Raw genomic sequence first — 23,700 nt, 5'->3', positions numbered from 1 at the left:
AGGCCAACAACCTTTCGTGAATTGGTCGAAACGCCTAAAAAGTCGGCAGATGCCCGCGCTTTTTGCTTCACGGTTCCTATCCGCCAATCCAGATTGTCGCAGTGATGTAATTTGCAATCAGGTCGGGCGCCCCGGGGGCTTCCGGAATCCGACTGGGGTCTAAGAATTGGTGATGGGGATCGAAATGAAAAAAGCGGTTTTGTTGGCAACGGCGCTGGCAATGGTAACGGGTTCGGCTTTCGCGGCAGACTTGCGCGTGAAGGCGCTGAAGGCCCCGCCGCCCCCGGCCTTCGATCCATGGGATGTCGCTTTCGGCGCCGGCATCATGAGCGATTACATCTTCCGCGGCATTACCCAGTCGAACCACAACCCGTCGGTCACGGCCTATTTCGAGCCGCGCTACAACGTCAACAAGGACCTCCAGCTCTATATCGGTACGTCCGCCTCGAGCATCTCGTTCCCGAACCGGGCGGCGGCAGAAGTCGACATCTACGGCGGTATCCGCCCGACCTTCGGCATGTTCGCCTTCGACTTCGGTGTCTGGGGCTACCTCTATCCGGGCGGAAGCTGCTTCGGCTCGCAGGGCACCCTTGCGCAGGGCAATTGCGGTAGCAGCCTCGACAACTCCCAGGGCGCGATCGGCCTTCCGATCAACGGCAACTTCGCCAAGAAGGACGCGAGCTTCTTCGAAGCCTATGCCAAGCTGAACGTCGCCATCAACGACCAGTGGACGGTCGGCTTCAACGAGTACTATTCGCCGAACTTCCTGAACCTCGGCGCCTGGGGCAACTACGCCTCGGTCACGGCCAAGTGGACTGCGCCGAGCACTACCTTCGGTGCCAGTGGCGTCGGCATGTATGTGTCGGGTGAGTTCGGCCGCCAGTGGCTCGGCACCTCCGACATCTTCTACGGCATCGCAGGCGATCCGGTGTACGCGAACGGCATCAAGGAGCCGAGCTACAACACCTGGAACGTCGGCGTCGGCTTCACCTACAAGGTGTTCACGCTCGATCTGCGCTACTACGACACCGATCTGTCGAAGGGTGACTGCAACGCCTTCACCAGCGACTTCTCCGCCACCAACTCGAGCCCCGGCTTCGTTACCCCGATCAACGGTGGCGCGAACGCAACCACGGCTTTCGGCTCCAACTGGTGTAGCGCTGCTGGCGTCGCCAAGCTCTCTGTCGACCTGACGGCGATGACCAACCTGAAGTAAGTTTCTTTCCGAGACGACTTAGGCAAGGGCGGCAGGACAACCTGCCGCCCTTTTGCTTTGGGGTCGGAGGTGAAGCAGGGACGGCCTTGGGGGAGGAGCCGGCCAAGAGATTACAAAGCTGCGTCTGCGGCTCGAAATGCGAGCCGGGAGAGCGGCGCCGCTGCCTCACATTGCGCCGTCGCGCAGCGAAGCAATCCAGCGTCTTTCTGCCGAGACAGTCTGGATTGCTTCGTCGCAAGAGCTCCTCGCAATGACGAGGCCCGAGTTGGGCGTCCCTTAGACCAGAAGCCGCCCATCCGGCTCTTTCGACGCGACGGCCGGCGAGGGAGGCCTTGCGCCTCAGCGCGCCACGGTCGGCTCTGCTGCAGCCCGTTCGCCGCCGAGGACGTGAATGGCACCGTCCTTCACCAGCGCCACCTTGCGCGTGTGGAAGGCGTCGAGCGTCGAGCGGTGGCCGATCGAGACGATGGTGGCCTGCGGCAGCTTCTCCACCAGCAGGCGGTAGAGCCGGGCCTCCGACGGCTCGTCCAGCGAGGCAGTCGCCTCGTCCAGGAACAGATAGTCCGGGACATGCAACAGCGCGCGGGCGAGCCCGAGGCGCTGCTGCTCGCCGAGCGAGAGCGTCCGGTTCCAGTGGCCGTCCTCGTCGAGCCGCCCGGCGAGGTCGGTCAAGCCAACGGCGCTCACCGCATCGCGAACTTGCGCGGCCGCGAATGCACCTGGCGCTGCCGGATAGACAACGGCATCGTGCAACATGCCGACCGGAAAATAGGGCCGCTGCGGCAGCATCATCAGCTTTGCCTTCTCGGGGATGACAACCGTGCCGGTACCGAATGGCCAAATGCCGGCGATGGCCCGGAACAGCGTGGACTTGCCGGAGCCCGACGGTCCGGTCACTAACACGCGCTCCGACGTCTCGATGGTGAACGCCTTGGCGGCAACCAGCGGGGTGCCGTTGGGCAGGTTCACGCAGAGCTGCTCGAGGTCGATACTGCGGCCGCCGGTAACCTCCAGCGCGATGGCAGGCTCATGTGCCGGCAGATTCGCGGCTGACTCGACGGACATCTCGAAGCCATCGAGGCGCGCAACGATCGAGCGCCACTCCGCCAGAGACCGGTAAGCCGTGACGAAGAACGACAGCGCGCCCTGTACGCTGGAGAAGGCAGATGCGGTCTGCATCATGTCACCGAGCTGGATCTTCTTGGCGAAGAAGGCCGGCGCCACCAGCACGTACGGAAAGATCACTGCGGCCTGCTGATAGCTGGCCGTGAACGCGGTGAGGCGCTTGGTCCGGCTCATGATGGCGTACCAGTTGGCGATCACGAAGCCGAAGCGGTCGAGCAGGCGGGTCCGTTCGGCGCTTTCACCCCTAAGTAGCGCGATCTGCTCGGAATTTTCGCGGACGCGGACGAGGTTAAAGCGGAAGTCGGCTTCGTAGCGTTGCTGCTCGAAATTGAGGTTGACCAGCGGTGCGCCGATCCAGTGCGTCAGAGCGGTGCCGAAGATCGCGTAGATCAGCGCGCCCCAGCACAGATAGCCGGGGATCATGAGATCGGTGCCGAACAGGCGTAGTGGCGCGGCATTGGAAAGGCCCCAAAGGATGATGACGAAAGAGAACAGCGTCACGATCGACGAGAGCAGGCCAAGCCCGATGATCAGGGTCTGCTCGACGAAATTCTTGACGTCCTCGGTGATGCGCTGGTCCGGGTTGTCGGCCGCGTCGCCCTTGAGCTGCATGCGATAATGCGTGGCGCTCCGGAGCCATTCGCCGAGATAGTGCCGGGTGAGCCATTGCCGCCAGCGAATCTGGAGCCACTGGTTCAGGTAGAGCTTGTAGACAGCCAGTGCGATATAGGTGAACGCGAGCGCGAGGAAGATCCAGATCTCCCTCACGAAGCTGTCCCAGTCGCTGTTCTGCAGCGCGCTATAGAACCGGTTCTGCCACTGGTTCACCAGCACGTCGATCGCGACCAGCGCGAGCTCCATCGCGACGACGGCGGCGAGCAGGCCCCGGCCCGCCCATTTGTCCTCCGACCGAAAATAAGGAGCGGCAATTCGCCAGACGATCGCGAGCGTGGCGCTGATGTTCTTCACAGAGCTGGGTCTCCTCGGGGGATGTGCACAAACGCCCAGAGCCAAGACTTGCGGCAATGGCGGAGACGGGCGCGGGTTAGACTAAAGTCGCAGGATCTGCAATTTGCGTTGGATTGTCGCAGCCCGCAACCCTAGCATGGCGCTCGACGGCGCGGGGCAGGTGCTTCGGGGTTTCGCGAGCTTGTGAGCGGGTGGGAACCACCACATTCGCGAGGACGTCGCGTCCGGCTCGGGAGGTCTCACTTCGAGCGTCAAGCAGGATCGGCTCTCCACGCGGGCTGCCTGCCGCAAACATGCGTGGGGAGAAAGAGCATGTGGAATCAAATCTACGATCCGCTGAACAGCCCGGTGCTGTCGACCATAGCGGCGGCGGTGCCCGTCGTCACGCTGCTGGTCCTGATCGCGAGCGGTCGCGTCCAGGCGCATATCGCGGCCGTCATCGCCGTGATCGTGACCAACCTGATCACGATCTTCGTTTTCACCATGCCCGCGAACATGTCGATCCGCGCCTCGGTGCTGGGTATCGTCACCGGTTTCTTCCCCATCGGCTGGATCGTCCTCAACGTCATCTTCCTCTACCAGGTGACGGTGAGCACCGGCCGCTTCGAATTGCTCAAGCGTGCCATCGGCGGCGTCACCGAGGACCGGCGGCTGCAATTGCTGCTGATCGCGTTCTCGTTCGGGGCGTTCTTCGAGGGCGCCTCCGGCTTCGGCACGCCGGTCGCGATCACCGGCGCCGTGCTGATCGGGCTCGGCTTCTCGCCGCTCGCAGCCTCCGGCCTGTCGCTGATCGCCAACACCGCGCCGGTCGCCTACGGCGCGCTCGGGACACCGATCCAGGGCCTCGCTTCGGTCACTGGCTTCGATCCCTACATTCTGGGCGCGATGGTCGGCCGGCAATTGCCGTTCTTCTCGCTGATCGTGCCGTTCTGGGTGGTGTGGGCGTTCGCCGGATGGAAAGGCATGAAGGACGTCTGGCCGGCGATCCTCGTCACCGGCGTATCGTTTGCCGTCCCGCAGTTCGTGATTTCGAACTACATCAATCCCTGGATCGTCGACATCGGCGCGTCGCTGATCTCGATGGGGGCGCTGATCCTGTTCCTGAAGGTGTGGCAACCGAAGCAGCTTTGGCTGTCGCCGGCGCTGCGGGGCCACGATGAATCGGCCTCGACCATGGCGGCGGCAAGGCCGCTCGACAAGACGCCGCTGACGCAGGCCGAGCTCTTCAATGCGCTTCTTCCCTGGATCATCGTCTGCATCGTGATGCTGATCTGGGGCAATGGCGCCTTCAAGGGCTGGGCGAACTCGATCTTCGTCTGGAACTATCCCGTGCCCGAGCTGCACCAGATGATCAACAAGATGCCGCCGGTCGCTCCAGGGCCGACGAAAGAGGCTGCGGTGTTCAGCTTCACATACCTGTCGTTCACCGGCACAGGCATGCTGCTTGCGGCGATCATCTCCGGCGTCCTGATGGGCGTCGCTCCCGGCCGGCTTGTGGCCGAGTATGGCCGCACCATCCGGCTCTGCGCGATCTCGCTGATCACGATCTCGGCGATGCTGGCCATCGGCACGCTCACCCGGCTGTCCGGCGTCGACGCCACGCTGGGACTCGCCTTTGCCGCGACCGGTGTGCTCTACCCCTTCTTCGGCACGCTGCTCGGCTGGCTCGGCGTGGCGCTGACGGGATCGGATACGTCGTCCAATATCCTGTTCGGCAACCTCCAGAAGATCACCTCCGAGCAGCTCGGTCTGTCGCCGATCCTGATGGCCGCGGCGAACTCCTCCGGCGGCGTCATGGGCAAGATGATCGACGCCCAGTCGATCGTGGTCGCCTCCACGGCCACCAACTGGTACGGGCATGAGGGCACCATCCTGCGCTTCGTGTTCTGGCACTCCATCGTGCTGGCGTGCCTCGTCGGCGTGCTCGTGACGTTGCAGGCCTATGTCTGGCCGTTCACGGCGATGGTTCTGAAGTAGCCGGCAGCGCTTCGCTTCGACGCAAATCCCCGCGAGGTCCGCCCTCGCGGGGGTTTTTGCATCTGGACCAACCTTCTCAATGGTGCCGCCGTCTTATAGAAGGTGCCGCAAATCGGGTCGGTCGAGAGGTCTCATGGTTTCGCTCAAGCCATTGATGTGTGCGGCGGTTGCAATGCTTGCGATCTCCACGCTCGCGCGTGCCGAGGACGGTTTCCCGTTCGGCACCGAGATGACGCTGGAAGCGTTGCCGCAAGCAGGCTCGAAGCGGATTCCGAACATCGAGATCGGCGACCATGGCGAGGTCGTGCTGGAGCTCTGGTGCAAGGGCGGCAAGGGCCAGTTCTCGGTCGCCGGCAACACCGTGATCTTCGTCCCCGGCCAGATCCAGGACCGTTCCTGTCCGCCGGCGAAGGCGCAAGCCGACGACGAGCTCGTGGCCGCGCTCGGCAGCGTCGAGACCTGGAAGCGCCAGGGCGACGTGCTGACGCTGATCGGCCCCAAGCCGCTGCGCTTCAGGACGACGGGGAATTAGATCTCTCGAACGTTGCTCTCGTGTCCCGGACAAGGCGCGTCGCGCAAGCGATGCGCCGCAGAGCCGGGACCCAGCTTCCTATCCGCGACTGCTTTGTAGCCCCGGGCCCCGGCTCTGCAGCGCATCACACCGGACGATGCTTCGCATCGCCGGGAGTGCTGCGCTGCGTCCGGGGCACGTGAGGCCTACTTCCACACCGATTTATCCGCGTCCCAGCGCTGGCCCTTCAGCTCGGTGGCGAGCGCCTCGATCGCCCCGTTGTCGTCAGGCAGATCGCCTTCTTCGTCCAGGCTCGCATCGTCGGACAGGTTGAGCCTGGCACCGCTGCTCTCGTCGGCGGTCGTGGTCGCGGGGCTGCCGATCCAGAGCATGAGCTTGTCGGTGGCGCCCGGCTTGTCGGGCGATATGAGCCCCGCGGCCTCGATCGTGTCGGTGAGCTCGAGGGTCGGAAAATCCTGATTCGGCCGCTTGAACACCAGCTTGAGCTTGCCGGTCGCGGGGTTGAAGTCCTGCGAGACCGGCTTTGCCGCGAACGTCCTGCCCAGCACGCTTGCTACCGCAGTCGCAAGCTTGCCCTTGTTGATCTTGTCACCCTCGCGCCAGTCTGCCGCGGGGAAGCGGATGGTGCGGTCCATCTCGATCATGCCCGCGGTCCAGCCTGCGGCCGTGACGCCGGGCATCGCCTTGATCTTCGACAGCAGCGCTCCCGCGCGCTCGGGATCGACCGACATGTTGATGGTCTGCTCGCCTGCGCGTAGTGCGTCGCAGCCGACGGTGAGGCTCGCCAGCGTCACCTCGACCTCCTGGCCCTTCAGGCTCTTCAGGAAGTCGGTTGCAGCGTCGAGCTTGACCTTGGCTGCAATTGCTTCCGGCGAGACGTCGGTGAAATCCTTCGGCTGCGGCGTGATACCGTCGTCTGAGGTCTGGCTGTCCAGAAATTCCTTCTCGCTGAGATCGGAATTGTCGGGGGAGGTGACCTCGGTCACCGCCTGGCCGATCGCGATCTGGCCGCGAAATTCGAACGTGTCGCCGGACTGTTTGCGCAGCAGCTTGACGCTGACCGGCGACTTGTTGCCAAGGCTCTGCGTCGTTCCCGTCAGCGTCTGGCCGGAGACCTGGAGATTGACGACGAAGCGGTCCTTGCGGTCGGAGTTCTTCGCGATCGGGTAGCAGACGTCGAGCACCGCCGCGGTGACCGTCTTGCCCTGGCGCGTCTCCTTCAGGATCACGTCGGCATTGCCGTCCATCAGCCCGTCGATCGAGGTGAAATAGCGTGTCTCGATGCCGCCCGGCACTGTAGCCTTCGGCGACAGCTTCATCTGGGCGGAGGCGAACTCGGGCGAGACGGCGAGCAGAGCCGCCAGAAGGGCAGTCGAACAAACCAGAAGCGCGCGCATCGACGAAGACCTCGGGCAACGGGCATGATCCGGAAAAGTGTGAAGCGGTTTCCCGAGAGGATCATGCCCAAACAGTTAGAATCGGCGCCACCGTAGTGGTTTTTGGCTGGCGGTTGAATTGGAAAGCGAAAGAGGCAGGGTCGGCAAAAAAGAAGGCCGCCCGGAGGCGGCCTTCGCAATACTGCGATGGAACGGAGGCTTAGAAGCCGCCCATGCCGCCGCCGGCCGGCATGGCCGGCGGAGCTTCCTTCTTCGGCAGCTCGGCGACCATGGCCTCGGTGGTCACCAGCAGGCCGGCCACGGAGGAGGCGTCCTGGAGCGCGGTGCGCACCACCTTGGCGGGGTCGATGATGCCCTTCTCGACCATGTCGACATAGTCCTCGTTCTGGGCGTCGAAGCCGAAGGTCTCGGACTTGTTCTCCAGGATCTTGCCGACGACGATCGAGCCTTCCACGCCCGCGTTCTCGGAGATCTGGCGGATCGGGGCTTCCAGTGCCTTCAGCACGATGTTGATGCCGGCCTGGACGTCGTCGTTGGCGTTGGTGAGACGGCCCACCGCCTTCTTGGCGCGGAGCAGCGCGACGCCGCCGCCGGGGACGATGCCTTCCTGCACCGCAGCGCGGGTGGCGTTCAGCGCGTCCTCGACGCGGTCCTTCTTCTCCTTGACCTCGATCTCGGTGGCGCCGCCGACGCGGATCACCGCGACGCCGCCGGCGAGCTTGGCCAGGCGCTCCTGGAGCTTCTCACGGTCGTAATCCGAGGTGGTCTCCTCGATCTGGGCCTTGATCTGGCCGACGCGCGCCTCGATCTCGGGCTTCTTGCCGGCGCCCTTGACGATCGTGGTGTTTTCCTTGTCGATCACCACCTTGCCCGCGCGTCCCAGCATCTTCACCGTGACGTTCTCGAGCTTGATGCCGAGCTCCTCGGAGATCAGCTGGCCGCCGGTCAGGATGGCGATATCCTCCAGCATGGCCTTGCGGCGGTCGCCGAAGCCTGGCGCCTTCACGGCGGCAACCTTGAGGCCGCCACGCAGGCGGTTCACGACCAGGGTGGCCAGCGCCTCGCCCTCGACGTCCTCGGCGATGATGACGAGCGGCTTGCCCGACTGCACCACGGCTTCCAGCACCGGCAGCATGGCCTGCAGGCCCGAGAGCTTCTTCTCGTGCAGGAGGATGTAGGCGTCCTCGAGCTCGGCGGTCATCTTCTCGGCGTTGGTGACGAAGTAGGGGCTGAGATAGCCGCGGTCGAACTTCATGCCCTCGACGATGTCCACCTCGGTGTCGAGCGACTTGTTTTCCTCGACGGTGATGACGCCCTCGTTGCCGACCTTCTGCATCGCCTGAGCGATCATCTTGCCGATGGCGGCGTCGCCATTGGCCGAGATGGTGCCGACCTGGGCGACCTCGGAGGAGGCGGCGACCGGCTTGGCGCGCTTTTCGATGTCCTTGACGACGGCGGCGACCGCGGTGTCGATGCCGCGCTTGAGATCCATCGGGTTCATGCCGGCGGCGACCGCCTTGGCGCCTTCACGCACGATGGCCTGGGCCAGCACGGTCGCGGTGGTGGTGCCGTCGCCGGCGAGGTCGTTGGTCTTGGAGGCGACCTCACGCACCATCTGGGCGCCCATGTTCTCGAACTTGTCCTCGAGCTCGATCTCCTTGGCGACGGTGACACCGTCCTTGGTGATGCGGGGCGCGCCGAACGACTTCTCGATGACGACGTTGCGGCCCTTCGGGCCGAGCGTCACCTTGACGGCGTTGGCGAGAATGTCGACGCCGCGCAGCATGCGATCGCGCGCGTCTCCGGAAAACTTGACGTCTTTGGCAGCCATGGTCTGCAATCCCTCGTGTTTATGATGTGTCTTGTGCTGTGCTGGGTTGCGCTTTCTCCGTCATTGCCGGGCTTGACCCGGCAATCCATCATCTTGCGAACAATGATGGATGCCCGGGTCGAGCTCGGGCATGACAGCGGCACATTCAGCGGCCGTTCAGGCAGATGGCCTTAGGCCAGCACGCCCATGATGTCCGACTCCTTCATGATCAGGAGCTCTTCGTTGTCGATCTTGACCTCGGTGCCCGACCACTTGCCGAACAGCACGCGGTCGCCGACCTTGAGGTCGATCGGAATCAGCTTGCCGGTCTCATCGCGGCCGCCGGGGCCGACGGCGACGACTTCGCCCTGCGACGGCTTTTCCTTGGCGGTGTCGGGAATGATGATGCCGCCCTTGGTCTTTTCCTCGGCGTCGATACGTTTGACCACGACACGGTCATGCAGCGGACGAAATTTGGATTTAGCCATGACGTTTCCCTTTGGAGGCTCGCTTCGGAAGTAGTGGAAGTCGGTGGGGCGGCGCGTCCGTCCACCCTCTCCCCGAGGGATCGAACGGCGCGCTTAGCAATCGGGCTTTCCGAGTGCTAATAGTGGGCCCGGAAATATGGCTTGGCCGCGATCCTGTCAAGCAAAGGTGGTTAAGCGATTGTTGAGGCGGATATAGGATGGTGGCATTGGAAACTCGTTCGGGGCGTCGGCTTACAGAAGGACGTCATTGCTCCGGCAGCGGTTTTGCGCTTGGCTGCGGGAGGGGTGCGGCCGTCGTCTTGTTCGGGGGAATGCCATGATCAGTTCAGCTCACGCGCGCACGGTTGCCAATCTGGCGGCAGCCTCCTGTCTGGCGCTGTTGCTGGGCGCCTGCGGCGGCGGCATGAGCCTGCCGTCCTTCTCGTCGTCCTCGCCGCCGCCCGAAGCCGAACCCGGCACAGCTCCGGAAATGCCGGCCACCATCCGCGCCGACGAGATCGTTGGTCGCTGGGGTCTCGCCTCGTTCCAGAACCCGGCCGACCGCGCCCGCACCGAGGCTGCCGCCCGGGCGCAGTGCAAGAACCCCTATGTGATCACGGCTGGCTCCTCGGGCGGCGTGATCATGCATCTGGCCGACCAGGCGACGCCACAGGAACTGCGGCTGAAGGGCTCGCCGAGCGGCAAGAACTACATCGGACCGGCGGGGCCGACCCCTGGCGAGCAGGATCGCGAGATCATCTCCTTCGACGGCCGCGTCCTGATCACCCGCTTCATCGACAAGGACGCCGCCACCCGCTACGGCAACATGGTCTACGTCCGCTGCGCGCCGCGGGCGTGACGCTCGTCTCCGTCATTCCGGGGCCCGCGAAGCGCGAACCCGGAATCTCGATGTGAGTCCGCCGCCCTAAAGCTCTGGAGTCCGGGTTCGGTCCTGCGGACCGCCCCGGAATGACAGCGAGAGACAAAACAAAAAACGCCGGCCCCAGGACCGGCGTTTTGCTTTTCCGTATGCGCCCGCTCAGTCGAACAACGCGTCGATGTCGTCCTGCGAGGCATGGCCGACGTCGCCGGCGAGCTTCGGGCCGTTGAGGAGCTTCTCGTCGTCGCTGCGGTTGTCGACATGCGCGGGGACATGGGCCTTGATGGCGTCGACGCCGCCCCAGATGTCCATCATCGCATTGATGTGCTGCTCGATGAACTTCATCGTGGTCATGACCTTGCTGATGCGCTGGCCGGTCAGGTCCTGGAAGTTGCAGGCCTCGAAGATCGAGATGACGCGTTCCTGGATGTCGTCGGCCAGCCGCTTCTGCTGATCGGCCGAGTCCACCTTGGACATCGCGCTGGCGGCCTGGTCGATCGATTCAGCGGCTTCGAGGATCTGCTGGGTCGCCTGCTCGGTGCCGCCGACCACCGCGCCGAGCTCGCCATTGACCTTGGCCATTTCGCCGCCGTCGAAGCTCTTGCCGTGCAGCGTCGCGATCTCGCGCTTGGTACGGTCGATGGCGTCGTGGATGAGGTCGAGCTCGACCTTCAGCTTCTCGCACTGCTCGATCTGTGCCCGGTAGGTCTCCAGCATGGTGCGCGCTTCGGCGAGCTCGTGGGCCGTCGAGGCATCGATTGCCGCCATGGCTGCGCTGCCGGACAGCGGTGCAGTGCCCTTCGCCATCTGTGCGCGGATCGCGCGCAGCTCGGCCATGATTTCGCTATGCATCGGGGGAGCCTCTTCAGTTACGTCTAGAATGGGCATCTCGCCACCGACGATATCCTCGACACGAAAACGTTTGCGGTGAACAGCCATCAGGATACTCCCCCACCTCATTCACGCGTCTTTGTAGGCAGAAGCGATTTAACACGAAGTTCACAGCGGGAACTGCCGGGCGGCCGCGCGCGAGGCTGCGCGAAGAAGCGATTAACCATGGACGCGCGGCATTCATGGAAAATAAACGCTGATCGCCAAATTGCGCCGTCGCTTGCGACGTGGTGAATCCAAACGCCCGATCCGTTTACCAAACGCAACGGCTTTTGCTTTTTATTGACCACGTCGCGGGCGCCGATCAGCCAGGCAGCTTCCACGGCGCATGTGATCTAGACGAAACAGTACAGAGTACGTCGATGTTCAAGAAAATGTCTGTCGCGCTGCTCGGCAGCGCTTGCACCTTCATGGCCGGCGCCAACGACGCCAGCGCCTTCGACAACAGCGTGCCGAACGATCCACCCGCGGTGCTCTATGCGCCGCAGGTGCCGCCGACGCCGGTGCGCGTCGCTTCCAATTCGAACATGGGTGGCGGCTTCATCGAGTTCCTGTTCGGCGACGGTCCCGGCCGCGGTCCGGCCTACGCGCCGCAGCAGCCGGTGTATCAGCAGCAGCCGGCCTATTACGATCAGCGCCGCCTGCCTCCAATGGGCGAGCCGCAGATGCAAGGCGCAGCTCTCCAGCAAGAGGCGGTCGACCCGCGGCAGCGTCCGTTCGATCCGAGATTCGAGAAACAACTCGTTGACTATAACGGTAACGAAAGTCCCGGCACCATCGTGGTCGATACGCCGAACAAGTTTCTCTATCTCGTCGAGGGCAACGGCAGGGCGATGCGCTACGGCATCGGCGTCGGCCGTCCCGGCTTCACCTGGTCCGGCGTGAAGTCGATCACCGCCAAGCGCGAATGGCCGGACTGGACGCCGCCGAAGGAAATGCTCGCGCGCCGTCCCGATCTGCCCCGGCACATGGAAGGCGGTCCGGAAAATCCTCTTGGCGCCCGCGCGATGTATCTCGGCTCGACGCTCTACCGGATTCACGGCTCCAACGAGCCCTGGACCATCGGCACCAACGTCTCCTCCGGTTGCATCCGTATGCGCAACGAGGACGTCATCGACCTCTACGGTCGCGTCAATGTCGGCACCAAGGTTGTGGTGATGTGATCGTCGTTGCCCTCTCTCCTTGTTGCAGGGAGAAGGAAGGACGCCCGAGCAAGACGCATCTCATGAAAACGGCCGCCTCATCGGCGGCCGTTCGCTTGCATGCGTCATAGATCGGCGTCACGCGTAGTCGCTGCCGCCGTCGTCTCCGTCGCCGAAATCGCTGTCGTCGGCCATGTCCATGTTGTCGTCGTGATCGTTGTCGTAATTCTGGTCGTTGTTGTTGTTCCGGTCGTCGTTCGAGGCCTGGTCGAAGAAGCCCTGGCGGGAATCACGGTTCGAGCCGATGTCGTTGAGGCCGGCATCGCGCGACAGCGAACCGCCCGACTGATCGCTGCCGCCCCAGGGGCTTCCACCTGCACCGCCGCCGCGCTCCTCGATGATCGTAGTGTCGCCAAAAGCCTGCTGATGCGATCCACCCATCATGCCGCGGATGCTGGAGAGCAGCAGCGAGCCGCCGACGACGCCGGCCGCGGCCGCCGCCGCCGTGCCAAGGAACGAGCCGCCGCCACCGCCCACCGGCGGAGCGCCATAGCCCGGACCCGGCCCCTGGCCATAGGCCTGCCCGTAAGGCGGCTGGCCGTAGCCCGGCTGCGTCTGCTGCATCGCCTGGCCGGTGTTCCAGACCGGCCGCTGCTCACGCGGCGGCACGTTCGGAACCGAACCACGCGAGGGGCTCCCGCCGAACAGCGTGTCGCGCATGGTGTCGAGGAAGCCGCCGGACTGGGCGGGCTCGGGCGCTTGGGCGGCTTCCAGCTGCTGGATGCGGTCATGGGCGCGCTTCAGCGCTTCGTCCTGCAACAGCGTGGTCTGCACCAGCGCATAGACGGCGCCGGGCGCCTTGCGCAGGCCGTCGGAGATCGCGGCGACCGCATCGGGATCGCGCGGTGCATTCTCCAGCTTAGAAAGCCGGTCAAAAAGGTCGTCGACGAGCTGGCGTTCCTGCGGCGTCATGATCTGTCTCCTTCGCGCGAAACCAAGCGCGGAGGAGATGTAGGGTTCCATTGTGGCCCCAACAGTGCCGGCCGGATTAAATTTCCGTATGCGACAAGCTGCCTCCTGGGCCAGCTCTTCGCCGGTTTCATCCCAGTGTCACGTTGCTGTCCGCCAGCAGGCGCGCGAAGGCTTCGCCCGAGAGGTAGGCGTGCTCGCGCTCGCGGACATCGGTCATCGGGTCGAGGCCGGCGAGGACGTCATCGACGAAGCCGGGATGGCACATCACGAGACCGCCGTCGGGAAGGCCTTCCAGGAATTGCCGCATCAGCGCGCCGAAATCGGCGTCGCGCGTAAAATCATAGGCGCCGGCGAAGCCGGGGTTGAAGCTGAGGCCGGCGCTGCCGGCGCGGCGGCGGAATTGCGCGCTGAGGCTGTCGAGCACCAGAGCTTTTGGTGAGGCCAGCCGTTGCCTGAGCGGCAGATCGCGCCCGCCCTGACGCACCCAGGCGTTTGGCGCAGTCTCGGCGACCGCATCGACGAAACCGTCGCGCACCTGCGGATAGAGCTGCACGTGCTGGTGACCGTCGACGAAGTCAGGGGCGCGCCCGAACGCGTCCATGAAGGCTGCCAGCTGCGCCTTGACTTCGTTGCGGAAGAATTCCCGGTCGAGCCGCCGCAAAACGCCCGCGCGCAGCAGCTTCGGAAACGGCATGAACATGTCGCCGTCGAGCGGTCGGAAATGCATGGTGAGCGGCCGGAACGGCGCCGACAGCGTCACGTGCAATCCGATCGTGCAGCGCGGGTTCGGCTTTGCTGCTGACTGAAGCGCCTCGATCTCGCTGCGTTCGATCGCTGCACCCACCATCATCACCGAGGTGGCGTTGAGGCGGCCGCGTTCGATCAGGTCGCGGATGGCGCGGTTGACGCCCGGGCTGATACCGTAATCGTCGGCGCAGAGCCAGATTCGCCGCGGGCTCGCGGCCGCGCTCATTCGGCGGCCGTCCTGTTCGGGGCGTCGTTGGCCTTGCCGGCCTCGGAGTGCTTTTCGCTGTGCTCGGCGACGAAGTAGATCGGGCGCGCCTTCAGCTCGGAAAGGATCTTGCCGATATATTCGCCGACGATGCCGATCATGATGAGCTGCACGCCGCCGATCGTCATCAGGCCGATCACGAGCGAGGGATAGCCGGGCACCTGCTTGCCGGTCGTGAACACCTCCCAGAGGATCGACAGGCCGAACAGGAAGGCACCTCCGGCGAGAATGACGCCGAGCAGGCTGGCGAAGCGCAGCGGTGCCACCGAAAACGATGTCAGACCCTCGATCGAGAGGCCGAGCAGGCTTGCGGCGTTGAAGGTGGTGACGCCATGGACGCGCGCCGCAGGCTCGTAGTCGACGCGGATCTGGCGAAAGCCGATCCAGCTGGCGAGGCCTTTGAAGAAGCGGTTGCGTTCCGGCAACTGCCTGAGTGCGGCGACCGCGCGCGGCGACAGCAGGCGGAAATCGCCGGCGTCCTCGGGAATCTTCTGGCGTGCGCCCCAATTGATCAGCGCGTAGAAGCCGTGCACCGCGACCCGGCGCAAGAAGGGCTCGTTGTCGCGATGCGCCTTGGCGGTGTAGACGACGTCGTAGCCGTCATCGATCCAGTGCCGCACCAGCTGTTCGATGAGCGCCGGCGGATGCTGGCCGTCCCCGTCCATGAACATGACGGCGCCGAGCCGGGCATGGTCGAGGCCTGCCATCAGCGCGGCCTCCTTGCCGAAATTGCGCGACAGCGACACCACCTGGACGTCGATCGCGTCGGCCGGCAGCGACCGGGCGATCGACAGCGTCGCATCCTTGCTGCCGTCGTCGACGTAGACGACCTCGCAAGACAGCCGATAGCGCTGCCGCAGCGTCTTTGCGAGATCGCAGATGCGCTGATGCAGGGCAGCGAGGCCCGCCGCCTCGTTATAGACGGGGACGACGATCGACAGCCCCTTCGCGGCGGCGCTCGCTGCGGTGGTCGTCATGCCGGAAACGTCAGAGCCCAGCGTCATCGATCAAGGTTCCAGAGGCGTTTAGATGTTCTCAACAGCATATGGTAGCTGCCGCTTGCTGTCGCCATGCTGAACGAACCCTGGGCTCATTGCCCCAGGAACGCCTCGAGCTTGGCAAACAGCGGGTTCTCCCGATCGAACACGTAGTCCAGCGAGACCACCGAGACGGTCTCGGCGCCATGCTCGCGGAGGAAGCTCGCCAGCGCGTAGAGCTGCCCCGGCGGGCAGTGCAGCGTCAGCATGCCTGACGAAGTCGGACCGCCGAACGGGGCCTCGACTCCATATTGGCTATGGGCCTCGCCGAGCAGGGCGGCGTCGCATTGCCGGAAGCGGGTGCGGACTTCGCGGTACTTGTTGGCCCGCGCCCGCGCTGCGATGTGATCGAGGATGACGCGCGCCGTCTCTCGCGCCTGCGGCGACCAGTCGGCCCCTTTGGATGCCACCAGGTTGGCCTGGCTGCGCAGGATCATACCGTCGTCGAGCACCCGCAAGCCGTTGGCGGCGAGCGTTGCGCCTGTGGTGGTGATATCGACGATCAGCTCGGCACTGCCAGCCGCCGGCGCGCCTTCCGTTGCGCCCGCGCTTTCGACGATGCGGTAATCGGTGATGCCGTGAGTCTGGAAGAAGGCGCGGGTGAGGTTGACGAACTTGGTCGCGACCCGCATCCGCATGTGATGCTGCTCACGGAAGCCGGTGGTGACATCGTCGAGGTCTGCCATGGTGCGGACGTCGATCCAGGCCTGCGGCACCGCGACGACGACGTCGGCATAGCCGAAGCCGAGCCCTTCGATCAGCGACACGCGCTTGTCGGCATCGGCGATGCTCTCGCGCACCAGGTCCTCGCCGGTGACGCCGAGATGCGCAAAGCCGCGGGCGAGTTGCGAGGCGATCTCACTCGCCGAGAGATAGGCGACCTCGACATTGTCGAGACCTGCGATCGTGCCGCGGTAGTCGCGGACGCCGCCGGCCTTAGACAGCTTGAGCCCGGCGCGGGCGAAGAAGGCCTCGGTATTCTCCTGAAGGCGGCCCTTGGAGGGAACGGCCAGAACGAATGGCGCGCTCATGACTTAAGCTCCCACCTTGCGGCCGATCGTCGTCAGCGCATCGACCCAGACCGAGAAGCCGACCGCGGGGATCGGCGCGATCGAGCCGAGCTGGGTCATCAGCCCGTCATAGCGGCCGCCGGCGACGAGCGGCCCGGCGCCGTCGCCCCTGTGATGAAGCTCGAATTCGAAGCCGGTGTAATAGTCGAGGCCGCGCCCGAACGCCGTCGAGAAGCGGGTCTGCTTCACGTCGATGCCGCGCGCCGCCATAAAGCCGACGCGGCTCTCGAACTGATCGATCGCCGGGGCGAGATCGAGCTTCGCGTCGGTCGTGAGTGCGCGCAGCTCGGCGATGGCGTCGTCGGGATTGCCTGATATCGACAGGAAGCGCTTGAGCACGGCGATCGCCTCGCGTGGCAGCGCGCCGCCCTTCAGTGTCGATTGCTCGAGGAAGCGATCGGCGATCTCGGCCGTGGTGCGCCCACCGACATTGGTGGTGCCGGCGATCGACATCAGATCGGTGACGAAGGCGAGTGCCGCCTTGCGATCGGAGCCGGCGAGGGCGGCCAGCACGCCCTCATATTCGCTGCGCGTCGCGGTGCTGGCGGCTGCCAGCCGCTCCAGATCCTGCTCCAGGCTGATCTTGCGGTTGAAATCCTTGACCAGGCGGCGGCGCCAGACCGGATAGAGGTTGAGTGCGTCCAGCAGGGCATTGAACAGCGCGACATCGCCGGTGCGGATCTCGACATCGCGGACGCCGAAGGCGGCGGTCGCCTCCAGTGCCAGGGCCAGCATCTCGGCATCGGCTGCGGCGCGGTCCTGACGGCCGAACGATTCGATGCCGGCTTGCAGGAATTCGGTGGCCTGGCCGCTACGGTAGCGGAACACGGGGCCGAGATAGCTGAACCCGGCCGGCTGGCCGGCACGGGGCGAGGCGAGATAGTCGCGCGCGACGGGAATCGTCAGGTCCGGGCGCAGGCAGAGCTCCTCGCCGGAGAGGTCTGTGGTGAGGTACAGGCTCTTGCGGATGTCCTCGCCGGAGAGGTCCAGGAACGGTTCGGCCGGTTGCAGGATCGCCGGCTCGGCCCGGACGTAACCGGCCTGCGCGAACGACAAGAGCAGCGTATCCGCCCAGGCGGCGGAGCCGGCAGCATTTGAGGTGGCAGTCGCGGTCATCTCAGGGTCCATCATCCCGGTGGAACCGGGCAGGGCGAGGAAGGAATGGGAGTTGGCGCAGCCCTTAGCACGGCCCGAAAGCGGTTTCGACCTCCAAAGGATCAATCGCTTAACGGGCGGGCAATTCATCTTCCGTCGTCATGGCCGGGCTTGTCCCGGCCATCCACGCCTTGCCTCCGGCACAAAGAACGTGGATGCCTGGGACAGTCCAGGGCATGACGGCTTCCTGCGTTTGCATCGGCGACGGGGTTAGGCAGACTTGCCGCCCAATCGCCCAGCACCGCCTGCACCAGCGCCAGGGCCGCTACCGCGGCCGTGTCGGCCCGCATGATCCGGGGGCCGAGGGCCAGCCGCAGGATCCTGGGCTGCCGCAGCAGCAGCGCCCGTTCCTCCGCGGCGAAGCCGCCTTCGGGGCCGATCAACACGTCAATACCTTGGCCGGCCTCGCGGGCGCGTTGCAGGCTCTGAACGGGGTCCTGGACCTCCGCCGCCTCATCGCAGAAGATCAGTAGCCGGTCCGCGGCGCGCTGGCTCAAAAAGCGCTCCAGCGGCACGGGCTCGGCCACGGTGGCGATGCTGAGGATGCCGCATTGTTCGGCCGCCTCGACCACATTGGCGCGCATCCGCTCGGTATTGACTCGGGAGGCCTGGGTAAACCGTGTCAGGACCGGTTGCAGGGCGGCGGCGCCCATCTCGATCGCCTTCTGCACCATGTAATCCAGCCGGGCATGCTTGAGCGGGGCAAAGACGTAAGTGAGGTCGGGCAGTCGGTCCTGGGGCCGGGTCTGCTGAAGGATCACGAGGCCATCCGGCCGCTTGCGGCCTTCGATCGCCGCCTGCCACTCGCCGTCACGGCCATTGAACGCGAGAACCTCGGCCCCGGCGGCAAGGCGCAGCACGTTGCCGAGGTAATTGCTCTGGTCGCGGTCGAGCGGCACCCTGGCGTCCTGGACGAGGGCGGCATCGACGAACAGGCGGGGAGCGCGAAAATCGTGGGAGGGCATCGTTCAAAAGGTCCGATTCGCCGCCGTTTTTAACCGAAACCAGTAGTTTTGGGGGTAAATATCGCCGAATTGGTGCGTCCCAGCGCCGCGCTCTTGCCCTATTCCACGGGTTGTTAAGAGTCGGCGGGAATCGTAGAAAAGCGAACACGCTGGTCGCGCTTCAATTGAGAAGACCCGACCCCGTAAGCTCCTGCCGGAGAGACTGCCTTCATGATCCGTCATCTGATGGTTCCGATCACTGCCGCCATGGTTGCCATGGGTGCCGCGGGCGCCTATGCGCAAAGCGCCTTCCCGGCGCCGCTGCCCGGCCAGGCTGCGACCAACTCCCCCTTTCCGCCCGTGAACGGCTCGGCGCCCGCCGCCTCCATCGGTACGGCGCCGCAATCGTCCTTTCCCGTGAACGGCGCCGCGCCGGTCGGCGGTGCCGGCGCCTTCAGCGCGGCTCCGCCGACGCAAGCCGGTCCCGGCGAGGACTGCATGAAGGCGTTCATGCCCCTGCGCGAAGAAGCCGAGAAGCGCGGCAAGCTGATCAAGGCGGCGAGCGACCGTCACGCGCCGCCGGACGAGGCCTGCAAGCTGATTCGCAATTTCAGCCAGGCTGAGACCAAGATGATCAAGTACATCGAGACCCATGCCGCCAAATGCGGAATCCCGCCGCAGGTGGGCGCGCAGATGAAGGACGGTCACAAGAACACGGAGGCCATGGCGACGAAGGTCTGCAACGTCGCGCTGCAGATGCAGCAGCAACAGGCGCGTCCGGCCGGCCCGTCGCTGAGCGAGGTACTGGGTTCGGGCTCGGCGCCTGAGGCCAATGCCGGCAGGAAGGGCGGCAGCACTTTCGATACGCTCAACGGCAACGTCCTGACCCGATGATACACGTGCCGCCGATTTGAAGTTCCTACGATGCTAGCCGCGAGATCCTCATAGGAACTTCAAATCGATAAGCGGCACGTGAATTAAAGTTTTCTTGCTAGTGCCCTTGTAGTTTTCGAAGTTCGTACCGGAACACGCCGCGATGGAATACGAACTTCGAAAACTGGGCACTAGCGCATCCGCCCGCGTTGCCGATTCCACCGGCAACTGGGTCGATACGCTCGCGCCGCATTGGGCGCGGCCTTACCTGCGCCTGTCCCGCTTCGACCGCCCGATCGGCTCCTGGCTTCTGCTGATGCCATGCTGGTGGTCGGCGGCGCTCGCGGCCGGCATGGCGCACGACGTCCGCGGCCTGCCTCTTACCATCGTGCTGTTCTTCATCGGCGCCTTCGTGATGCGCGGGGCGGGCTGCACGTGGAATGACATCACCGACCGCGATCTCGACGACAAGGTCGAGCGCACGCGCTCGCGGCCGTTGCCGTCAGGGCAGGTGACCACGAAGCAGGCGCTGGCCTTCATGGTCGCGCAGGCGCTGATCGGCCTCCTGGTGCTGCTGCAATTCAACCGGTTCGCGATCGCGACCGGCATCGCCTCGCTTTTGATCGTCGCGATCTATCCCTTCATGAAGCGCATCACCTGGTGGCCGCAGATCGTGCTCGGGCTTGCCTTCTCATGGGGCGCGTTGATGGGATTTGCCGTCACGTTCGGACGCATCGACGTCACAGCGCTCGTGCTCTATGCCGGCGCGATTTCCTGGGTGATCGGCTATGACACGATCTACGCGCATCAGGACGCCGAAGACGACGCGCTGATCGGCATCAAGTCGACCGCCCGCCTGTTCGGCGCGCACACGCACCAGGCGCTGATCCTCTTCTACGGGCTCGCGGTGACGTTGATCGGCATCGCGCTGGCCTCCGGCGATGTGCGCTGGCCGGCCTGGCTCGGGCTCGGGGCCTTTGCCGTGCATCTGGCTTCACAGATCGTTCGCCTGAAGATCGAGGATCCCGAACTGTGCCTGCGCCTGTTCAAGTCGAACCGCGATGCAGGCTTGCTGCTGTTTGCGGGATTGCTGGTGGACGCGGTGCTGCGGGCGGCCTGACGCGAAGGCGTCGGGTGGATTAGCGCAGCGTAATCCACCACTTTGCTTTCCATGCGGGTAGACCTTGGTGGGTTACGCCTACGGCTAACCCACCCTGCGGCACCTTCAATTCCTTGCGATGATCTCGCGCTCGCCGCGATGAATCGGCAGCTGCCGCGCCATGCCGGTGCGCCGGCGCATCAGGAATTTCGGGCGGCGGGCGCGGATCGCGTTGGCGCGGCGGCGGCGCGGCGCGGGCTTGCGAGTGCCTTCGTCGAGCTGTGGCAGCGCGAAGAGCTCGCTCCAGATCGCCCAGGCTTGCGCGATCTCGTCGGCATCGGCGCCAACCAGCAGTGGAATGGACAGCGAGGGATCGCGATGCACGAGGACGAGCGTCTGTGCTTCGTCATTGCCGCGCAAAGCGACGCCGGTGAAGTCGGCAACGCGGACGTTGATCGCCATCTGCATGCCGCGGACGGCCCGGCGCAGCACGACGCGCTCGCGATGAAGCTCGATCTGCCTGACATGTCCGTCGGCGCGCGGGTCATGCGCATCGAAGCGGACCGGAAGGGAAAGGGGGTCGAGCCGCAAGGAGCGGCTCGACCCGGCGGGAGCAACCCCGCATGTTGCTGTTTGACGCCTCACGGCTTAGTTCTCCCCGCCGGGATTATGTTCCCGGTCGATGCGAGGACCTTAGCGCGCGCCTTTCCGAAACCGCTTAAAAAGCCTGGTTAACCCACCGTCACTGCTGCTCATGATTGACAAGACCTTGGCGCGCATGATTGACGAGACGTTGCGCCGAAGCTGCGAATCTGAGCTTTTGGCGGCTGAAAATGCTTGAAGTCCGCGCTATCAGGGCACATCTGTGGGTTCCGGTCCCGAACCCCGCCCCAACAGGATTTCGTTCGTGAACTCTTCACCAAGCTCGACGCTTTCGACCCAAACATCGTCGCAGGCCAATCGCGACCTGTTCGATCAGTCCGCGCTCTCCGATCTCGCGCAGCGGCTGGTCGAGGCGGCCAGGCGCGCCGGCGCGGATGCGGCCGATGCGGTCGCGGTGCGCGGCGTCTCGCAGGGCGTCGAGGTCCGCGACGGCCGTGTCGAGGAATCCGAGCGGTCCGAGGGCGATGACGTCGGCCTGCGCGTGCTGGTCGGGCAACGCCAGGCGGTGGTCTCCACCAACGACGTCAGCGGCGATGCCGTGACCAAGCTTGCCGAGCGCGCGGTCGCGATGGCGAAGGTTGCACCTAGCGACAAATATGTCGGGCTCGCCGATCCCGCGCTGCTCGCGCGCGACTTCCCCGATCTCGACCTGCTCGATCCCGCCGTGCCGGCGACCGCCGAGCTCGAGCGCCGCGCGCTCGCGGCCGAAGCCGCGGCGCTCGGCGTGAAGGGTGTGACCAAATCCGGCGGCGCCTCGGCCTCATCAGGCATCGGCGGCATGGTGCTCGTCACCTCGACCGGCTTCCACGGCTCTTACCTCCGCTCCAGCCAGGGCATTTCCGCGACCGCCATATCAGGCGAAGGCACCAGCATGGAGCGCGATTACGACTTCACCTCGGCGCCGCACGGCGCCGATCTCTTGTCGCCGGAAACCGTCGGCCGTTCCGCCGGCGAGCGCACCGTGGCGCGCTACAATCCGCGCAAGGTCGAGACCTGCAAGGTGCCGATCGTGTTCGATCCGCGCGTTGCCGGCTCCCTGGTCGGCCACCTCGTCGGCGCCATCAATGGCGCCTCGATCGCGCGCAAGACCAGCTTCTTGAAGGACAAGCTAGGCCAGCAGCTCTTCGCGAAGAACATTCGCATCATCGACGATCCGCTGCGCCGGCGCGGCCTGCGCTCGCAGACCTTCGACGCCGAAGGCGTCGCGGTGAAGAGGACCGCGCTGGTCGATGAAGGCGTGCTGACGACTTGGCTGCTCGACTGCGCGACGGCGCGCGAGCTCGGCCTCACCACGACCGGCCATGCCCATCGCGGCGTTTCCTCCTCTCCCTCGCCCGGGCCGTACAATCTGCATCTCGAGGCCGGCGCGCCAACGCCGGCCGAGCTGATCTCCGATATCAAGCAGGGGTTCTATGTCACCGATTTGATCGGCTCCGGCGTCAACGGCGTCACCGGCGATTACAGCCGCGGCGCCTCCGGTTTCTGGATCGAGAACGGCGAGATCACCTATCCCGTCAGCGAGGTGACGATCGCCGGCCATCTGTTCGAGATCTTCAACTCGATGCAGCCCGCGAACAATCTCGAATTCCGCTACGGCATCAATGCGCCGACGGTGCGCATCGAGGGTCTGACGCTTGGCGGACGGTGACGCGAACTCCCTCGACAACACTATCCTGACTCGCGACGCGGCGCTGCTGAAGGACACGGTGCGGGAGGCGGGTGCGCTCGCGCAGTCGATGTTTGGCACCGAGCTGAGGAAGTGGACCAAGGGCGCGTCCTCGCCGGTGTCGGAGGCCGATATCGCGGTCAACGATCTCCTCGAAGCGCGCCTGCGCGCCGCGACACCCGACTATGGCTGGCTGTCCGAGGAGAGCGCCGACGATGCCGCACGGCTGTCGCGGCGGCTGACATGGATCGTCGATCCCATCGACGGCACGCGCAATTATTTGGGCGGTCATGACGAATGGTGCGTCAGTGTGGCGCTGGTGGAGGACGCCTCGCCCGTTCTTGCCGCGGTGTTTGCACCAGCGAGCGACGAGTTCTTCTTCGCAGTGCGCGGCCAGGGCACGACGCTCAACGACAAGCCGGTGAGGGCGACGTCCGGATCCGAGCTCGACTTCGCCCGCGTCGCCGGCCCGAAGCCGCTGGTCGAGCGCCTGAAGCCGTCACTCGGCGAAATCAAGCTGCATCGGCGAATCGGCTCGCTGGCGCTGCGGCTGTGCCGGGTCGCCCATGGCGCGCTGGATGCGGCTTTTGCGGGGGGCAATAGCCATGACTGGGACCTTGCGGCGGCCGATTTGATCGTGCAGGAAGCGGATGGTAGGATGAGCAATCTCTCCGGAGAACCCATCCTCTACAACCGCCGGGAAGTGGCGCACGGGGTGCTGGTGGCAGCGGGACGCGATCGTCATGCGGGCATTGTCGCGCATTTTCGCAACCGTCCCTTGCCGTGAAGCGCTTCGTCGTGCT

General features: G+C 65.0%; 20 protein-coding genes and 1 pseudogene. 9 read left to right on the top strand and 12 right to left on the bottom strand.

Features of this window, described 5'->3' with window-relative positions:
* The first annotated feature begins 184 nt into the window (after nt 1-184).
* The gene (locus tag EHH60_RS30500; RefSeq protein WP_124163057.1) at nt 185-1,216 is read left to right on the top strand and encodes a TorF family putative porin; all 1,032 of its coding nucleotides are present in this window, start codon (nt 185-187) and stop codon (nt 1,214-1,216) included.
* Nucleotides 1,217-1,555: 339 nt separating this feature from the next.
* On the opposite strand, the gene EHH60_RS30490 is transcribed toward EHH60_RS30500, so the two are convergent.
* Entirely contained in the window at nt 1,556-3,310 is a 1,755-nt protein-coding gene (locus EHH60_RS30490) for an ABC transporter ATP-binding protein/permease (RefSeq protein WP_124163055.1), read from the bottom strand.
* A 312-nt stretch (nt 3,311-3,622) separates the two neighbouring features.
* On the opposite strand from EHH60_RS30490, the gene EHH60_RS30485 reads away from it, so the two are divergent.
* Together EHH60_RS30485 and EHH60_RS30480 are read left to right on the top strand one after the other, a co-directional pair.
* The gene (locus tag EHH60_RS30485; protein ID WP_124163054.1) at nt 3,623-5,287 is read left to right on the top strand and encodes an L-lactate permease; all 1,665 of its coding nucleotides are present in this window, start codon (nt 3,623-3,625) and stop codon (nt 5,285-5,287) included.
* Between the two features lie 133 nt (nt 5,288-5,420).
* Entirely contained in the window at nt 5,421-5,819 is a 399-nt protein-coding gene (locus tag EHH60_RS30480; RefSeq protein ID WP_199752223.1) for an META domain-containing protein, read from the top strand.
* Between the two features lie 185 nt (nt 5,820-6,004).
* Here the strand turns inward: EHH60_RS30480 and EHH60_RS30475 are convergent, their stop codons facing one another.
* The 3 genes from EHH60_RS30475 to EHH60_RS30465 all read right to left on the bottom strand — a co-directional run bounded on the left by EHH60_RS30475 (nt 6,005) and on the right by EHH60_RS30465 (nt 9,514).
* Nucleotides 6,005-7,216, bottom strand: coding sequence for a hypothetical protein (locus EHH60_RS30475; protein ID WP_124163052.1), 1,212 nt, complete (start codon nt 7,214-7,216; stop codon nt 6,005-6,007).
* Nucleotides 7,217-7,415: 199 nt separating this feature from the next.
* Nucleotides 7,416-9,047, bottom strand: a complete 1,632-nt coding sequence (gene groL / locus EHH60_RS30470; protein WP_124163051.1) for a chaperonin GroEL — start codon at nt 9,045-9,047, stop codon at nt 7,416-7,418.
* Nucleotides 9,048-9,217: 170 nt separating this feature from the next.
* Nucleotides 9,218-9,514 carry a co-chaperone GroES gene (locus EHH60_RS30465; RefSeq protein ID WP_025033779.1) on the bottom strand — a complete coding sequence of 99 codons (297 nt, stop codon included), beginning with the start codon at nt 9,512-9,514 and terminating at the stop codon, nt 9,218-9,220.
* Nucleotides 9,515-9,830: 316 nt separating this feature from the next.
* Between EHH60_RS30465 and EHH60_RS30460 the strand changes: the two genes are divergently transcribed.
* Nucleotides 9,831-10,352, top strand: a complete 522-nt coding sequence (locus EHH60_RS30460) for a hypothetical protein (RefSeq protein ID WP_061879002.1) — start codon at nt 9,831-9,833, stop codon at nt 10,350-10,352.
* A gap of 180 nt (nt 10,353-10,532) precedes the next feature.
* On the opposite strand, the gene EHH60_RS30455 is transcribed toward EHH60_RS30460, so the two are convergent.
* Nucleotides 10,533-11,312 (bottom strand): protein phosphatase CheZ, encoded by a 780-nt coding sequence (locus tag EHH60_RS30455; protein WP_199752221.1) that lies wholly within the window; start codon nt 11,310-11,312, stop codon nt 10,533-10,535.
* Between the two features lie 314 nt (nt 11,313-11,626).
* Here EHH60_RS30455 and EHH60_RS30450 point away from each other — a divergent pair, with 314 nt between their 5' ends.
* Nucleotides 11,627-12,427, top strand: a complete 801-nt coding sequence (locus EHH60_RS30450; RefSeq protein WP_199752219.1) for a L,D-transpeptidase — start codon at nt 11,627-11,629, stop codon at nt 12,425-12,427.
* 117 nt (nt 12,428-12,544) lie between these two features.
* Here EHH60_RS30450 and EHH60_RS30445 read toward each other — a convergent pair whose 3' ends face one another.
* From EHH60_RS30445 to EHH60_RS30420, 6 genes and pseudogenes are all read right to left on the bottom strand, one after another.
* On the bottom strand, nt 12,545-13,378 hold the full coding sequence (locus EHH60_RS30445) for a DUF2076 domain-containing protein (protein ID WP_124163047.1): 834 nt from the start codon (nt 13,376-13,378) through the stop codon (nt 12,545-12,547).
* A gap of 127 nt (nt 13,379-13,505) precedes the next feature.
* The gene (locus tag EHH60_RS30440) at nt 13,506-14,351 is read right to left on the bottom strand and encodes a ChbG/HpnK family deacetylase (protein ID WP_124163046.1); all 846 of its coding nucleotides are present in this window, start codon (nt 14,349-14,351) and stop codon (nt 13,506-13,508) included.
* On the bottom strand, nt 14,348-15,394 hold the full coding sequence (locus EHH60_RS30435) for a glycosyltransferase family 2 protein (RefSeq protein WP_124163045.1): 1,047 nt from the start codon (nt 15,392-15,394) through the stop codon (nt 14,348-14,350). The genes EHH60_RS30440 and EHH60_RS30435 overlap by 4 nt, the downstream gene beginning before the upstream one ends.
* An 86-nt stretch (nt 15,395-15,480) precedes the next feature.
* On the bottom strand, nt 15,481-16,458 hold the full coding sequence (gene hisG, locus EHH60_RS30430) for an ATP phosphoribosyltransferase (protein WP_124163044.1): 978 nt from the start codon (nt 16,456-16,458) through the stop codon (nt 15,481-15,483).
* 3 nt (nt 16,459-16,461) lie between these two features.
* Nucleotides 16,462-17,613, bottom strand: a complete 1,152-nt coding sequence (locus tag EHH60_RS30425) for an ATP phosphoribosyltransferase regulatory subunit (protein ID WP_124163043.1) — start codon at nt 17,611-17,613, stop codon at nt 16,462-16,464.
* A 266-nt stretch (nt 17,614-17,879) separates the two neighbouring features.
* Nucleotides 17,880-18,617: pseudogene (locus EHH60_RS30420) on the bottom strand (16S rRNA (uracil(1498)-N(3))-methyltransferase); the annotation flags it as partial.
* Nucleotides 18,618-18,827: 210 nt separating this feature from the next.
* Here EHH60_RS30420 and EHH60_RS30415 point away from each other — a divergent pair.
* Both EHH60_RS30415 and ubiA read left to right on the top strand, forming a co-directional pair.
* Nucleotides 18,828-19,490, top strand: coding sequence for a hypothetical protein (locus tag EHH60_RS30415; protein WP_124163042.1), 663 nt, complete (start codon nt 18,828-18,830; stop codon nt 19,488-19,490).
* A 142-nt stretch (nt 19,491-19,632) separates the two neighbouring features.
* Nucleotides 19,633-20,589 carry a 4-hydroxybenzoate octaprenyltransferase gene (gene ubiA / locus EHH60_RS30410; RefSeq protein ID WP_124163041.1) on the top strand — a complete coding sequence of 319 codons (957 nt, stop codon included), beginning with the start codon at nt 19,633-19,635 and terminating at the stop codon, nt 20,587-20,589.
* Between the two features lie 105 nt (nt 20,590-20,694).
* Here the strand turns inward: ubiA and EHH60_RS30405 are convergent, their stop codons facing one another.
* On the bottom strand, nt 20,695-21,213 hold the full coding sequence (locus EHH60_RS30405) for a DUF6101 family protein (protein ID WP_124163040.1): 519 nt from the start codon (nt 21,211-21,213) through the stop codon (nt 20,695-20,697).
* A 262-nt stretch (nt 21,214-21,475) separates the two neighbouring features.
* Between EHH60_RS30405 and EHH60_RS30400 the strand changes: the two genes are divergently transcribed.
* Complete coding sequence (locus EHH60_RS30400) at nt 21,476-22,879, top strand: TldD/PmbA family protein (RefSeq protein WP_199752217.1); 1,404 nt, start codon at nt 21,476-21,478, stop codon at nt 22,877-22,879.
* Nucleotides 22,866-23,684 carry a 3'(2'),5'-bisphosphate nucleotidase CysQ gene (locus EHH60_RS30395; RefSeq protein ID WP_124163038.1) on the top strand — a complete coding sequence of 273 codons (819 nt, stop codon included), beginning with the start codon at nt 22,866-22,868 and terminating at the stop codon, nt 23,682-23,684. Before EHH60_RS30400 ends, EHH60_RS30395 begins: the two co-directional genes overlap by 14 nt.
* Nucleotides 23,685-23,700 lie beyond the last annotated feature (16 nt).

Source organism: Bradyrhizobium sp. RP6, from assembly GCF_003837805.1.
In the GTDB taxonomy this organism is placed as follows: Bacteria; Pseudomonadota; Alphaproteobacteria; order Rhizobiales; family Xanthobacteraceae; genus Bradyrhizobium.
The sequence above is the reverse complement of the archived record's forward strand: the minus strand, read 5'-3'. Positions and strand labels throughout refer to the sequence as shown.

What these genes read in the sequence shown, in the direction of transcription:
- EHH60_RS30455 (WP_199752221.1), bottom strand. Translation starts at nt 11,312, where the DNA reads ATGGCTGTTCACCGCAAACGTTTTCGTGTCGAGGATATCGTCGGTGGC.
- ubiA (WP_124163041.1), top strand. Translation starts at nt 19,633, where the DNA reads ATGGAATACGAACTTCGAAAACTGGGCACTAGCGCATCCGCCCGCGTT.
- EHH60_RS30500 (WP_124163057.1), top strand. Translation starts at nt 185, where the DNA reads ATGAAAAAAGCGGTTTTGTTGGCAACGGCGCTGGCAATGGTAACGGGT.
- EHH60_RS30445 (WP_124163047.1), bottom strand. Translation starts at nt 13,378, where the DNA reads ATGACGCCGCAGGAACGCCAGCTCGTCGACGACCTTTTTGACCGGCTT.
- EHH60_RS30465 (WP_025033779.1), bottom strand. Translation starts at nt 9,514, where the DNA reads ATGGCTAAATCCAAATTTCGTCCGCTGCATGACCGTGTCGTGGTCAAA.
- EHH60_RS30415 (WP_124163042.1), top strand. Translation starts at nt 18,828, where the DNA reads ATGATCCGTCATCTGATGGTTCCGATCACTGCCGCCATGGTTGCCATG.
- hisG (WP_124163044.1), bottom strand. Translation starts at nt 16,458, where the DNA reads ATGAGCGCGCCATTCGTTCTGGCCGTTCCCTCCAAGGGCCGCCTTCAG.
- EHH60_RS30475 (WP_124163052.1), bottom strand. Translation starts at nt 7,216, where the DNA reads ATGCGCGCGCTTCTGGTTTGTTCGACTGCCCTTCTGGCGGCTCTGCTC.
- EHH60_RS30460 (WP_061879002.1), top strand. Translation starts at nt 9,831, where the DNA reads ATGATCAGTTCAGCTCACGCGCGCACGGTTGCCAATCTGGCGGCAGCC.
- EHH60_RS30440 (WP_124163046.1), bottom strand. Translation starts at nt 14,351, where the DNA reads ATGAGCGCGGCCGCGAGCCCGCGGCGAATCTGGCTCTGCGCCGACGAT.
- groL (WP_124163051.1), bottom strand. Translation starts at nt 9,047, where the DNA reads ATGGCTGCCAAAGACGTCAAGTTTTCCGGAGACGCGCGCGATCGCATG.
- EHH60_RS30450 (WP_199752219.1), top strand. Translation starts at nt 11,627, where the DNA reads ATGTTCAAGAAAATGTCTGTCGCGCTGCTCGGCAGCGCTTGCACCTTC.
- EHH60_RS30480 (WP_199752223.1), top strand. Translation starts at nt 5,421, where the DNA reads ATGGTTTCGCTCAAGCCATTGATGTGTGCGGCGGTTGCAATGCTTGCG.
- EHH60_RS30435 (WP_124163045.1), bottom strand. Translation starts at nt 15,394, where the DNA reads ATGACGCTGGGCTCTGACGTTTCCGGCATGACGACCACCGCAGCGAGC.
- EHH60_RS30485 (WP_124163054.1), top strand. Translation starts at nt 3,623, where the DNA reads ATGTGGAATCAAATCTACGATCCGCTGAACAGCCCGGTGCTGTCGACC.
- EHH60_RS30425 (WP_124163043.1), bottom strand. Translation starts at nt 17,613, where the DNA reads ATGACCGCGACTGCCACCTCAAATGCTGCCGGCTCCGCCGCCTGGGCG.